General features: G+C 57.7%; 13 protein-coding genes. 3 read left to right on the top strand and 10 right to left on the bottom strand.

What is annotated here, in order from left to right:
- Window positions 1-915: an NAD-dependent epimerase/dehydratase family protein gene (locus tag FGU71_RS01635; RefSeq protein WP_142786955.1), complete on the top strand. Its 915-nt coding sequence runs from the start codon at window positions 1-3 to the stop codon at window positions 913-915.
- Window positions 916-942: 27 nt separating this feature from the next.
- Here FGU71_RS01635 and FGU71_RS01630 read toward each other — a convergent pair whose 3' ends face one another.
- From FGU71_RS01630 to FGU71_RS01590, 9 genes are all read right to left on the bottom strand, one after another.
- A complete protein-coding gene (locus FGU71_RS01630) occupies window positions 943-1,701 on the bottom strand; it encodes a phosphoadenylyl-sulfate reductase (protein ID WP_142786954.1) in 759 nt (252 codons plus the stop codon).
- Entirely contained in the window at window positions 1,694-2,152 is a 459-nt protein-coding gene (locus FGU71_RS01625) for a DUF934 domain-containing protein (protein WP_142786953.1), read from the bottom strand. Before FGU71_RS01625 ends, FGU71_RS01630 begins: the two co-directional genes overlap by 8 nt.
- A complete protein-coding gene (locus FGU71_RS01620) occupies window positions 2,145-3,773 on the bottom strand; it encodes a nitrite/sulfite reductase (protein ID WP_142786952.1) in 1,629 nt (542 codons plus the stop codon). Before FGU71_RS01620 ends, FGU71_RS01625 begins: the two co-directional genes overlap by 8 nt.
- A gap of 1 nt (window position 3,774) precedes the next feature.
- Window positions 3,775-4,074: a DUF2849 domain-containing protein gene (locus FGU71_RS01615; RefSeq protein WP_142786951.1), complete on the bottom strand. Its 300-nt coding sequence runs from the start codon at window positions 4,072-4,074 to the stop codon at window positions 3,775-3,777.
- Window positions 4,071-4,829, bottom strand: a complete 759-nt coding sequence (gene cobA / locus FGU71_RS01610; RefSeq protein ID WP_142786950.1) for a uroporphyrinogen-III C-methyltransferase — start codon at window positions 4,827-4,829, stop codon at window positions 4,071-4,073. Before cobA ends, FGU71_RS01615 begins: the two co-directional genes overlap by 4 nt.
- Before the next feature lie 79 nt (window positions 4,830-4,908).
- The gene (locus FGU71_RS01605; protein WP_142786949.1) at window positions 4,909-6,030 is read right to left on the bottom strand and encodes a mechanosensitive ion channel family protein; all 1,122 of its coding nucleotides are present in this window, start codon (window positions 6,028-6,030) and stop codon (window positions 4,909-4,911) included.
- Window positions 6,027-7,241 carry a cystathionine beta-lyase gene (gene metC, locus FGU71_RS01600; RefSeq protein ID WP_142786948.1) on the bottom strand — a complete coding sequence of 405 codons (1,215 nt, stop codon included), beginning with the start codon at window positions 7,239-7,241 and terminating at the stop codon, window positions 6,027-6,029. The genes FGU71_RS01605 and metC overlap by 4 nt, the downstream gene beginning before the upstream one ends.
- Window positions 7,238-8,092 carry a sulfurtransferase gene (locus FGU71_RS01595; protein WP_142786947.1) on the bottom strand — a complete coding sequence of 285 codons (855 nt, stop codon included), beginning with the start codon at window positions 8,090-8,092 and terminating at the stop codon, window positions 7,238-7,240. The genes metC and FGU71_RS01595 overlap by 4 nt, the downstream gene beginning before the upstream one ends.
- 83 nt (window positions 8,093-8,175) lie before the next feature.
- The gene (locus FGU71_RS01590) at window positions 8,176-9,552 is read right to left on the bottom strand and encodes a hypothetical protein (protein ID WP_142786946.1); all 1,377 of its coding nucleotides are present in this window, start codon (window positions 9,550-9,552) and stop codon (window positions 8,176-8,178) included.
- 135 nt (window positions 9,553-9,687) lie between these two features.
- Here FGU71_RS01590 and queF point away from each other — a divergent pair, with 135 nt between their 5' ends.
- Together queF and FGU71_RS01580 are read left to right on the top strand one after the other, a co-directional pair.
- Complete coding sequence (gene queF, locus FGU71_RS01585) at window positions 9,688-10,158, top strand: preQ(1) synthase (protein ID WP_142786945.1); 471 nt, start codon at window positions 9,688-9,690, stop codon at window positions 10,156-10,158.
- A gap of 121 nt (window positions 10,159-10,279) precedes the next feature.
- The gene (locus FGU71_RS01580) at window positions 10,280-11,320 is read left to right on the top strand and encodes an autotransporter outer membrane beta-barrel domain-containing protein (RefSeq protein ID WP_142786944.1); all 1,041 of its coding nucleotides are present in this window, start codon (window positions 10,280-10,282) and stop codon (window positions 11,318-11,320) included.
- Here the strand turns inward: FGU71_RS01580 and FGU71_RS01575 are convergent.
- Window positions 11,317-12,606, bottom strand: a complete 1,290-nt coding sequence (locus FGU71_RS01575; RefSeq protein WP_234035591.1) for an NADH:flavin oxidoreductase/NADH oxidase family protein — start codon at window positions 12,604-12,606, stop codon at window positions 11,317-11,319. The genes FGU71_RS01580 and FGU71_RS01575 overlap by 4 nt on opposite strands.
- Between the last annotated feature and the right edge of the window lie 16 nt (window positions 12,607-12,622).

The raw sequence follows: 12,622 nt of genomic DNA, 5'->3' as shown, positions 1-12,622 counted from the left end.
ATGAGTGTCATTGCCATGACCGGCGCAACCGGCTTTGTTGGCAGCGCGACGTTAGAGGCCGCGTTGCACCGGGCGCACGGCGTTCGCGCACTCACCAGAAGCCCCCAGCCGGCGCATAATCGCACCCAATGGGTTCGCGGTACTCTAGACGATACAAAGGCTCTCAACGAGCTTGTCACAGGTAGCGATGCGGTGATCCACATTGCAGGCCTCACCAACACTCCCAATCCCGGCCGCTTTGAAGCAGCGAATGTCACAGGCACAGCCAACATGATTGCCGCGGCCAAGGATGCCGGGGTCCAACGGTTTGTGTTCGTATCGTCGCTATCTGCGCGTGAGCCGGACCTGTCGGCCTATGGCCGGTCAAAGGCCCGCGCCGAGGAACTGGTAAAAGACAGCGGTCTTGATTGGACCATCGTTCGTCCGCCTGCCGTGTATGGGCCGGGTGATAAAGACATGTTCGAGCTTTTCCGCGTGGCAAGGTTCGGCTTCGTACCGGTTCCATCCGCAGGCCGTACGTCCATTATCCATGTGGAGGATCTTGCCCGGCTGTTGGTCGCTTTAGTCCCGGAAAACCCGGTAACTTTGCGCCGGATTTACGAACCGTGGGATGACAATGCCTTTGGGTATGAACATTCCGAACTCGCCCAAATGATTGGTGAGGCAATGGGCAATGACAACGCCAAAGCTTTGCCGCTATCGCCTGCAATTATGCAATTCGGGGCGAAGGTTGATGGCTTTCTGCGGGGGGCGAACGCGAAACTCACGCCTGACCGTGTCGGGTACATGCTCCATCCCGATTGGGTTTGCGACATGAAGAAAGCGCCGCCGCTGTCGGTTTGGCAGGCGGTGTGGTCCGGGCCAGAAGGCCTGAAGATGACAGCCGAATGGTACCGTGAGCAGGGGTGGCTGTAAGGGCCGCTTAGACTTGGTCTTGCGTCCTTACAAAAACGGTTCCTCGCCCGGCTGGTGAATGCCGCATTCGACTTTGTCCCAGCCTTTCCACCGGCCCGAGCGCGGGTCTTGGCCATCTGCGACCTTGTGGGTGCAGGGTTCGCATCCGATCGACGGGAATCCTTGTGCGACGAGAGGGTGACGCGGCAGGTCATGTTCTTCAAGATAGTCCGCGATATCGTCTGCCGACCAATCGATCAGCGGATTGATTTTGAGCCGGCCTTGATCGTCCGATGTGTCCACCTCAAAACGTGGCAGATTTGCGCGGGTCGCGGACTGGAATGCTTTGCGCCCGGTAAAGCTCGCGTCGTAATTGGCGAGCGCTTTCGCAAGCGGAATGACTTTGCGGATTTCGCAGCAACCATCGGGATCATATGACCAGCGAAGCCCGGTTTCGTCCTTGGCGGTAAGGACGGTCTCTTGCGGTTTCAGAACCACCAGGTTCGTAAGAGAGAGCCGTTCGACAACGTGATCACGGTATTTCAAAGTGGCCGCAAAATGCTTCCCCGTGTCGAGAAACAAGACGGGCACCGACGGATCGACCTGCGCAATCAGGTGGAGCAGCACAATGCTTTCTGCGCCAAAACTCGAAACGGTTGTGACATCGCCTGCAAGGCTGCCTTTGATCACCGCGTCGAGCATTTCCTGCGTCGACGACCCGCGAAACATCCGGTTAAGCCGAACGGCATCATGTTCGGTAAAGCGCGGGCCTGCATCGATCCGATCAATTTTGCGCACTTCATTCATGGCGCAATTCCTGAATCGTGCGGCGGCCATCCACCGTGCTTTGATAGACATTTTCCCACGTTTCAAAGGCGCGCCGGGCGTCTTCTTCATCAAGGGGGACGTCCGGTGCAAAGGCATCAAAGCCGCAGCGGCGCATATGGCCGAGCTGATCGATCAGCACATCGCCAACCGCTCTGAGTTCGCCATGATAGCCCGCTTCGCGAAGGATACGCGCCGCCGAATAGCCGCGCCCGTCTGCGAAGCTGGGAAAGTTCACTTCTATCAGGGATAACCGGTCGAGGAAGGGCAGCAGCGTGCGCGCATCATCGCCGGGCTCGATCCGGACTGCGGCGGCATTGGTCTGGTCGCAGCAGGCATCGACTGTGATAGTGCCGTGATCAACCACTTCATCATCGCGGAACCGGAATTGCACTTCGTCCGGGCTTGTGCCGAGATCATTGGACTTATCCATAAAGCGCCTCCTTGAACGGGGCCATGCCGATGCGGCGATAGGTGTCGAGGAAGCGTTCTTCGCCTTCACGCTTATCGAGATAGACATCGGTGACTTTTTCGACCGCTTCGATAACGCCGTCTTCGTCAAAACCGGGGCCGGTGATCTTGGCGAGCGAGACGTCTTCTGCCTCGCTCCCGCCGAGCGAGAGCTGGTAGTTTTCCTTGCCCTTTTTATCGACGCCAAGGATGCCGATATGTCCGGCATGGTGGTGCCCGCAGGCATTGATGCAGCCGGAGATTTTGAGCTTCAATTCGCCGAGCTTTTCGGTCTTGCCGCTGGCATCGAATTTTTCGGAAATACGTTGAGCAAGCGGGATCGAGCGCGCATTGGCGAGCGCACAATAATCGAGGCCGGGGCATGCGATCATATCTTCGATCGTGTCCATATTGGGGGAGCCAAGCCCAGCCGCGTCCAATTGCGTCCAAAGCGCATGCAGATCGGCGATCTTCACATGCGGCAACACGACATTTTGCGTGTGCATAATGCGCAGCTCGTCAACGCTGTATTGTTTGGCGAGCTTTGCCATCAGACGCATTTGATCGCCTGTCGCATCTCCGGGGATTCCGGCGACCGGCTTTAACGAAATGACGGCGCTGACATAGCTATCATGCTTGTGGCGATGGGTGTTGCGATCAACCCACAGCGCAAAATCGGGATCAGAGCGATCGACGGTCTTTGCTCCATCCTCAAATGCAGGGTCGGCGAAAAATGGCTTGATCCGTTCCAGCTCCTCGCGCGGCGGCTCGACCCCTTGGTCCAGCATGTGCGCGAACTCTTCTTCGACCTGCCGGGTGTATTCGTCCTTGCCCAGTTCGTGAACGAGGATCTTGATGCGCGCCTTGTATTTGTTATCGCGGCGGCCATAGCGGTTGTAGACCCGCAGGCACGCCTCGGCATAGGTGATCAGCTCGTCAAGGGGCACGAAATCGCGGATCATCGGGGCGATCATCGGGGTTCTGCCCATGCCGCCGCCAACATAGAACGCAGCGCCAATTTCGCCATTTTGTTCGACAATCTGAATGCCGATATCGTGCAGGCGCATGGCTGCACGGTCTTTTTCCGACGCGATCACACAAATTTTGAACTTGCGCGGCAAATAGGTGAATTCCGGGTGGAAGCTCGACCACTGGCGCAGCAATTCCGCATAGGGGCGCGGATCGACCAGTTCATCATGCGCCGCGCCGGCGAAATGATCGGATGAGATATTGCGGATGCAATTCCCGCTCGTCTGGATCGCGTGCATCTCAACCTTGGCAAGATCGGCAAGGATATCAGCTGCATCCTCCAGCTTGATCCAGTTGTATTGCAGGTTTTGCCGGGTGGTAAAGTGACCATAACCGCGGTCATATTTGTCCGCGATATTGGCCAATGCCGTCATCTGATCGCCGTTCAGCGTGCCGTAGGGGATGGCAACCCGGAGCATATAGGCGTGCAGTTGAAGATAGAGGCCGTTCATCAGCCGCAATGGCTTGAACTGGTCTTCGGACAGCTTGCCTTGCAGGCGGCGGTTGGCCTGATCGCGGAATTCCTCGACGCGGGCATTCACCATCGCTTGGTCATATGAATCGTATTTGTACATGTCAGATTACCCAGTCGAGAGCTTCGGGGTCTTGGGGTTTAAGCGTGAGATCAGGCCGAACGGTTGGGCCAAGCGCGCGTACGCGGTCTTTGATATGGGCAGGACGGATATGTCCGTTCTCTTCGCGTGTTGCTGTGATCGTGTAGGGCACGTTTACGCGCCGCGCGGCTTCTTCTGTCGCAAGGATTTCTTCCGCCCGTTCGCCCGCATCGGCAGCGTCATCGACATGCCGCGACCAGCCAGATCCAGTCCACCAGATCACATCGCCGGTTTTCAGGTCATTGCCTGTCAAAACTTTCATCGGGCGGCCTCCAAAGCGGTGTTTGCAAGGGCAATATTATCGCGCGCGGTCACTTCCCCGATGACAATCAAGGCGGGGCTTTTGATGCGCTCGCGCCGAACAAGGTCAGGCAGGCTGGCAAGCATACCGCGCACAACCCGCATATCGGTGCGGGCCGCATTTTCGATCACTGCAACCGGCATGTCAGGAGCCAGGCCGTCAGCCATCAGTTTTTCGGCGATCTGCGGGGCTGTTTTCACGCCCATATAAATTACCAGCGTGCGGCCCTTTCCGGCAAGACCAGACCAATCCTGATCGGATAAGCCTTTGCATTGCCCCGCGACAAAGCTGACAATGCTGGCGGCATCACGGTGGGTCAGCGCAATCTGTGTGGCTGCTGCTGCGCCATTGGCAGCGGAAATACCGGGGACGATTTGCACCGGGACACCAGCGGCTTTGGCATCTTCGGCTTCTTCGCCGCCGCGCCCGAAGATCAAGGGGTCGCCGCCTTTCAGCCGCACAACGTCGCGTCCTTCGAGCGCCTCTTTCACGAGCAGAGCGTTGATCTGATCTTGAGGTAGAGTGTGTTTCGACCGTTTTTTGGCGACAGAGATCAACCGCGCCTCAGGCGAGGCCATGGCCAGGATTTCGGGACTGACAAGGCCATCATGCACGATCACCGAAGCGCGTTCGATCAATCGCGCAGCGCGCAGGGTCAGCAGATCAGGATCGCCCGGACCTGCACCAACGAGGTAAATTGTTCCGACATGTGTCATGCGGATCAAATGATCGAACCACGGGCCGTCCGCCAGTGAGAATGAATTTGTGCGTGCTAAGGAAAGCTATCGCCGCCGATCAGTCCGGCTTTGGCTGATTATTTGCAATCGCATCGATCAACCGATCCATTTGCGCACTAGATCGCAAATTCAGATCGCGTTGAGGGAATGGAATCTCGATGTCATGCTCTTTGAAGAGCTCCCAGATGCGCATGTAGACATCGGACCGGATGTTCGCGAGCCCCTCTTCAGGGTCTTGAATCCAAAACCTCAAATCGAAATCGACAGAACTGTCGCCAAAACCCATCAGATTCACCCGTGGTTTCGGGCGCGGCAGGATTCGATCGGTATCGCTTACTGCCTGATACAGCAGCTCCACGACCAATTTCAGATCGCTGCCATACGATACGCCAACGGGCGCCTTCACACGGACATCGCGTGAGGAATAGGACCAGTTTACCACCTGATTGATCATCAGGTTTTCGTTCGGGATAAGATGTTCTGTCTGATCGCGCGTAATGACGGATATCGCGCGGATGCCGATCTTGCGGATCTGGCCGATCGCTTCGTTGCCCGCCTGATCCGTCACAGAGATCACGTCGCCCGGCTTGATCGACTTATCAAGCAACAGGAGGATGCCCGAAATCAGGTTACCAAAGGTTTTTTGCAGACCGAAACCAATGGCAAGGCCAAAGGCACCGCCGAAAAACGCGAGCGCGGTTAGGTCAATCCCCAGCATGTCGATCCCGATCAGGAATGCGAGCGCCCAAATCGCGACTGTGCTCAACTTTTCTGCGAGCAATTTTTGAGTGCTGTCGAACCGCGTAATACGCCGGATCAATCCGCGCGACAGTCGCGTCGCGAGCCATGCAAGGGTGATGACAAACAGAATGACGCCGATAACCAGCAGCACATCCAACAGCGAAATGCGCAGGTTACCGATTTCAAACGCGAAATCCTGAAATGATTGCAGAATTGCGCCTGCAGTTTCGCTTTTCTCGCCAACCCCTTTTACAATTTCCTGCGAAGCCTCGATCGCCTCTACGGCTTCATCGGGCGCGGGATCGGGCGCGGGATCGGGCGCGGGGGTTGGTGTTGCCTCGGCGCCTTCGGCTGATGTGCCTTCGCTGCCCGCTTCGCCATCGGCGGCCGGGTCTGTGGTTTCTGTAACGTCGGCGGGAAGGGCTGCGGCAGTGGTCATTGCGTATCCATGGTTGCGAGCGCCTGCGCGAGGTCTTCGATCAGGTCGTCTGTATCTTCAAGTCCGATGGATAGGCGAACGGCGGGACGTATGCCAGCCTCCTCGGCGGGCTTTGTAGGAGATGCCATGGTGGCACGGTGATCATGCGGGAAGATTGGCAGTGCAAGGCTCTCATACCCGCCCCAGCTATAGCCGATCCCGAACAGATTGAGCGCATCGACCAATGCGCCGCTTGCCTCGGGATCCGAACTGTTCAGTACAAAGCTGAATAATCCGCAGCCGCCTGTGAAATCGCGCGCCCACAATTCATGTCTGGGATCATTCGGCAGCATCGGGCACATCACTTGCGCTACCTGTGGCTGCTCGGCCAGCCACTGTGCGATCCGCAGTGCGCTTGAACTCGATTGTTTGAGGCGGATAGCCATCGTTCTCAGCCCGCGTGCTGCGAGCGCAGCATCGTCGGGCGATACAACCTGCCCCAATTCCTGCGACGTCCGGCGCAGCGCCCGATACCACCGCTCGCCCGCGCTCGCCGAACCCATCATCAGATCAGAATGTCCGCCGACATGCTTGGACAGGCTCATCATAACGATGTCACACCCGTGTTCCAAAGCGGCAAAGCCAAGAGAACTTGCCCAGGTGTTGTCGATCAGGCTGACCGCCCCGTTTTGCCGAGCGATAGCGGTGAGAGCGGGGACATCGCACACTTCCATGGTGAGGCTGCCGGGCGATTCCAGCCAGACAGCTTTCACCGGAGCATCAAACTTTGCCTCAAAGGCTGGCATGTCCAGCGGATCGAAGAAATCATACTCGATCCCAAGCCGTTTCAGCAGGCCGGTGGCCATACTGCGCGAGGGATCATAGGCATTGTCGCTCATCAACAGCCGATCGCCGGGGCGAAGCACGGTAAGCAAAGCCCCCGCAATCGCTGCGACCCCGCTGGGGTACAGCACGGTACCATGCGCGCCCGGTTCGATCTGGGTCAACGCCTCGGCTAATGACCACTGGGTCGGTGCGCCCCGCCTGCCATAGAAAAAGCCGCCATCGGCATTGCTTTTTCCAGCCGCTTTGCGGTCTGCCTCTGTCTCATAAAGATGGGTGGAGGCTCGCCATACTGGTGCATTGACCACCGGACCGGTCCATTCTTTTCGCCGGCCCGCATTGGTCACGCGCGTTGCAGCGCGCATCTCTTTGGGGTCTTTCCCGCTCATGCCGGTCCTTGTTCCTTCGGCGTTTCCGGATCGGCGCTCCATTCCATCCAGCTACCATCGTAAAGCGCGGTATCATGCTTTCCGATCAGGTTGAGCGCGAACAGCAGGACACTTGCGGTTACGCCGCTGCCGCAACTGGTGATGACCGGACGCGAAAGGTCAATTCCTGCGGCCTCGAAAGCGGCGCGCAGATCATCGGGTGACTTATAAGTTCCGTCTTCGGCAAAGACTGCGCCGAACGGCAAATTCAACGATCCGGGTATCCGCCCGTTCTCGCCGCCATGAACCGGGTCTGTGCCAGCGCCGAACACGCGCTCTGCGCTGCGTGCATCAAGCACTTGATGCACGGGCCGATCCACATTGGCCAAAACTTCAGCTTTGCTCGCAACGCGCTTCACGGCGAGAATACGGTCGGTTTTGATCGGGACAAATTTTGCCGAAACGCGTTCAACAGGACGGTTTTCGGTACGCCATTTGCCAAACCCGCCATCCAGGATCGCAGCGCTGTCAATCCCGTGAGAGACAAGAATAAACCACGCCCGGGCCGATGTTTTCACATCGCTATCATCGTAAAGCACAATTTTGCTGGACGAAGTAATGCCAAGATCGTCCAAACGATTGGCCAATTGACGCGCGCTCGGCATGGCTGCGGGCACAGGCGATGCTGTATCCGTCAGGCTCGCCAGATCGAGGAACCGCGCGCCCGGAATATGGGCTTTTTCATATTCGGCGTGCGCATCGCGATTGGCGGCGGGCAAGTGCCGCGAGGCATCAATTACCACAAGCTCAGGATTGCCGAGGTTCTCAGCGAGCCATTGAGTCGAAACCAGACTTGGAAATGTATTGGTCATGGCAAAAGACGTAGCGCGCGCTGCACGGCACGCCAAGGGGCATCGGGCTGTCCGAATTCAGGTCAACGGTTTTGCCGGTCAATCTATGCCGCGCTTGCTGTTTCTTTGATCTCGTTTGCGCGCAGACCCTGAATACCGCCGGGTGCTGTATCAAGCGGGATCGGGTGAAGCCGCGTCGCGCTGGATGCGCTTGGCATTCCGACCACAAATTTGTGTGTTTTGGCCGATTGGCCAGCGGGGCTGATTGAAATCTCGATCAAAGGAATGAGCAATGGAACTGTCCCTTGCCGCAATGGGCTGATCTCGCTCAGGGGCAATTGCACAGAGCCGGAAATCGCGCCGCTTTGGTGGGGGCCGATCCGATCGACCGTTTTACCTTTGCTGACTGTTTCCGGTGATCCATTGGCTGCCCGCCGCGCGCAAACCAGCCGGGCGCTGATATTGAGATCACGCAGCGCCTTATCGCCGCGGTTTGCGATCTCAAGCCGGTACTCGACTGTAAACATCATCAAACTGCGTGAGGCGCTGGCGATCTCAAGCTTTAAAGCCATTCTCGGCAAGTCTGCAGCCGCCATCGGTGCGAGCGGAGCGGCCTGTGCATTGGGCTCTACCATCGCGGGTTCAGCCGGCTGCTGAGGTGTGACCGTTCGGGGCGGGCTTTGCGCCAGAGCAGGAGCAGGCATCAACGCGCCTTTAGGCGCAGCGCGCCGCTTCCGTAGCCAGACCCACCAACCGGCCGCCGCCAGTGCCGCCAGCACCGCCGAAAGCGCGATAATAAGCTGCCAATTGCTGCTGGCATCAGCCGATTCATCCTCGGCAGTCGAGCTTGCCGTGTCCGATGGATCGCTGACAGGACCAACCGGAAGCGCCCCTCCGCCTGGATCGTTCAGAGGGGCGATGCTGTTACCGGCAAAACCGGACTGCGCGCCTTCCGGGGCAGTGTTTGCAGCAGTGTTTGCAGCATCGTTTTCTGCGGGGCCCGGCCCTGCGGGAGCGCGTGACGGTGACGATGACGATGATGGAGCGGTGCTCTCTGGCTGCGAATTGGGAGGCGCTTGATTACTCCGCGACGGGCTTGGGGAGGGTGAGGGCGTACGGGTCGGCGCAATGCCGGAGACAGATCGTCCAGCTTCCGTTGGAGGCGCAAGGGTTGATGGTGCGGCCGATGGCGAGGTCGTTGATGTCGGCGGGGCAGCGGGAGAAGCAGCGGGCGTCGGGGCAGCCACTTTCGGTTGGTCAGGAATGCTGCGCGGGCCAATCACAACACCATCGCGAATATCCACCGGGCCTTGCGGCGCGGGTGTTGGCGTCGGCGTGGGTTCAGGAAGCGAAAAGCTGCCGGGCGATGATTGCGCGGATAATGGCCCTGCCGTCAAAGCGGCAAGAACCGTCAGCCCAAGAGTGATGAGCCGCAAATGGTTAGCGGTGTTGTTATGGTTTGGATCGTTGTGCGCGCGCATGGTGCGGGGGTCAGGCAATCATTTCTAAATACAGTCGGCCATCGGGGGGGGTGGCCGCCTATAGCCATAGATATTGCAGCGTCGCAGTCCAGTTCCATGCTTGCGTATGATCCACTTTCACGGCAACAGCGCGGCATGGAAAGCACACCTGAAAACTCGCTCAATCCCGCGTATCTCGGCAAAGATACGCCTCTGCCAACGTCTCCCGAGGAGGCAAAGCTCGATTACGTGCCAAACCCGCGAAGCGGCGCGTTATTCCTCGTGCGATTTGCGGCGCCTGAATTCACCTCGCTTTGTCCGGTTACCGATCAGCCCGATTTCGCCCATTTGGTGATCGACTACGCGCCGGGCGAAACCATCGTCGAGTCGAAAAGCCTAAAGCTGTTTCTCGGCAGTTTCCGCAACCACAACGGTTTTCACGAAGATGTCACGGTCGGCATTGGTCAACGACTGGCGGAGGAAATGAAGCCGCGATGGCTGCGCATCGGCGGATATTGGTATCCGCGCGGCGGAATCCCGATTGATGTTTTTTGGCAGACAGGTACGCCGCCTGCTGAATTATGGGTTCCAGATCAAGGCGTTAGTGGATATCGCGGACGCGGTTAAAGCTCGCGTATTTGTAATAATGTGTCATTGAAGGTCTCTTTTAACCATAATCGGCTATGACAGCCCCGTCTGTTTTGCGGCTGACAAGGTTTGCTTGCCGTACAATGCCAGGAGAGTTTCGTTGACCGTATTCCGATTTGATCATTTTCGCGTTCTATTTACGGCGGCTGCTGTGCTCACAGGAGCCGGATTGACTGTTCCTGCGGCAGCCCAATCGGCGCCAGCACCTTCTGATCCATCCACTCTTTTGAACGCTCTGCCATCGACCAGCGAAGGGGCGGGGCGAGAGATTTTCGAAAGCGCCAGCGCCGCGAGCGAAGCGATGGATCGGCATATTGCCAATGATCGTTCGTCGATTTGGGGCGAGATCATGGTCCGCGGAGCAGAGCAGGAACCGTTCGATGCGTCGGCTGCGGGCTATGACAGCAGCCAGACTATCATCACAGCCGGCGGTGATTTTAAATTGAGTGACGATGTCCGGTTAGGTCTGATCGGCAGCTATGCCGATATCAGCGTCGATGACACATCCCGCAGAGCCAGCGTTGGTGATGCCGAAATCGAAAGTATCAAGCTCGGCGTTTATACGGCAATCGAGCTGTTTGATCGCGGCTTCTTTAACGCCGAGGTCGCATATCTGACCGGGAATGTTGAAACAGAAAGAGCCGGGTTTTCAGGCCCGATTGCCTCTGCTTTCGACTTTGACGGGATCATGGGCCGCGCAGCAATCGGATATGATCTGCTCGAAGATGAGAATATCTGGATTGTGCCCACCATCGGTTTGAATGTCGCGAACATCAATTTCGATGACACTACCGAAACAGGCGGGCTTGGCCTGACCGTCGAACGAGGCGATGCGGAATTTGTCGAATTGCGCGGCGGCATAGAATTCGGAGCCGAAATATCTGATGACGTTACCGGTTTTGTCAAAGGCACGATCATTCACGATACCGTGAATACCGTTCGCAGTTTCCGTGTGTCGTCTTCGCAGGTTTCACCGCGTCTGATCGAATTTCCATTGCGGGGACAAGACCGGTTTGAATTCGCTGCGGGATTAACCGCTCAGCTTTCTGAGACTGTCGCAATCGCAGCCGGATATCAGGGTGATTTCAACGAAAACTATAAAGCCCACGCCGCCCGCCTGACGGTGCGTATCGGGTTTTAGCTGCGCGCTGCCATTATCGCTTTATTGCGGGCCTCGACTTGGCGGAACGCTTTGAAAACGGGATAGCTTTCGTCAACTCGTCCTTCGTGGCCGAGCATCCACAGCTGCTCATAAAACCAGTAGATACCGGCAAACCCGTTCACCGCCTTGATCGTTTGGAACCGTTTGAGAAACCCTAGCCAATCGGGGATCAGGTCCAGTTTGTCTTCGTAACGCGGCAGCATTTCGAGGCCGCCGATCAATTGCTTCGGAGCATCCGTCATCAAACACATCGGCCGGCCAAGCCCGATGACATCGGCGGCTCCCATTTCCAGCGCCTGCTCCATGGCTGCGCGGCTGCGAAAGCCGCCTGTCACCATTAAGGGCACATCCACTTCGGCCTGCATCGCTTTGGCAAAGTCGACAAAATAGGCTTCGCGCGCGGCGGTGGAGGGGGCAACATTCTGCACCTCTTCCGCTTCCATCCCCTCGACACCCATCAATTTGGGCTGTTCATAGGTGCCGCCGGAAATTTCGATCAAATCAATCGATGCCGCCTCCAGCCATTTGACCACAGAAATACTGTCTTCGAAAACAAAGCCGCCTTTCTGGAAATCGGCGCTGTTGAGCTTAACCGAAATGGGAAAGGCGGGGCCGACGGCTGCGCGAACGGCCTTAACCACTTCCAGAAGAAAACGTGCGCGGTTCTCCAGTGACCCGCCATATTCATCGGTCCGCAGATTCACGCGCGGGCTCAGGAACTGCGATATGAGATAGCCGTGCGCACCGTGAATTTGAACGCCGGTAAACCCTGCATCCTGACAGGCCTTGGCTGCAACGGCCCAGCGTTCCACCAGATCGGCGATTTCTTCCGCGGTGAGAGGTGTCGGCTTGCCAAATTGTCCGCCGGGCAAAGCCAATGCGACATCGGATGCGGATTTGGGATGCGGATTGACCAGTTTCGAGGTTTGCCGCCCGCCATGGCTGATCTGCGCCCAAAGATGATTGCCTGCACGCGTTCCGGCTTTGGCCCAGCCCGCCAGCCGCGCGGCCATATCGGCGTCAGGTGCACTGTCGATGACGACATTACCGGGCCGCTCCAGATGGTTTTTATCAATGATGATGTTTCCGGTGAGCAACATGCCGGCACCGCCATCGGACCAAATGCCATAGAGGCGTTCCAGCTCTGGCGTGGGGCGACCGTCAGGCGTTGCCAGCCCTTCGGTCATTGCGCCTTTGGCAATCCGGTTTAGCAGCACTGCCCCGCAAGGCAGCGTCAAAGCTCTGCTTAATTCTATGCCCATCATTCGCTCCCAACCCAAT

Origin of the sequence: Erythrobacter insulae, from assembly GCF_007004095.1 — a bacterium.
In the GTDB taxonomy this organism is placed as follows: Bacteria; Pseudomonadota; Alphaproteobacteria; order Sphingomonadales; family Sphingomonadaceae; genus Erythrobacter; species Erythrobacter insulae.
Note: the sequence above shows the minus strand (reverse complement) of the source record. Positions and strands in the feature narration are given on the sequence as shown.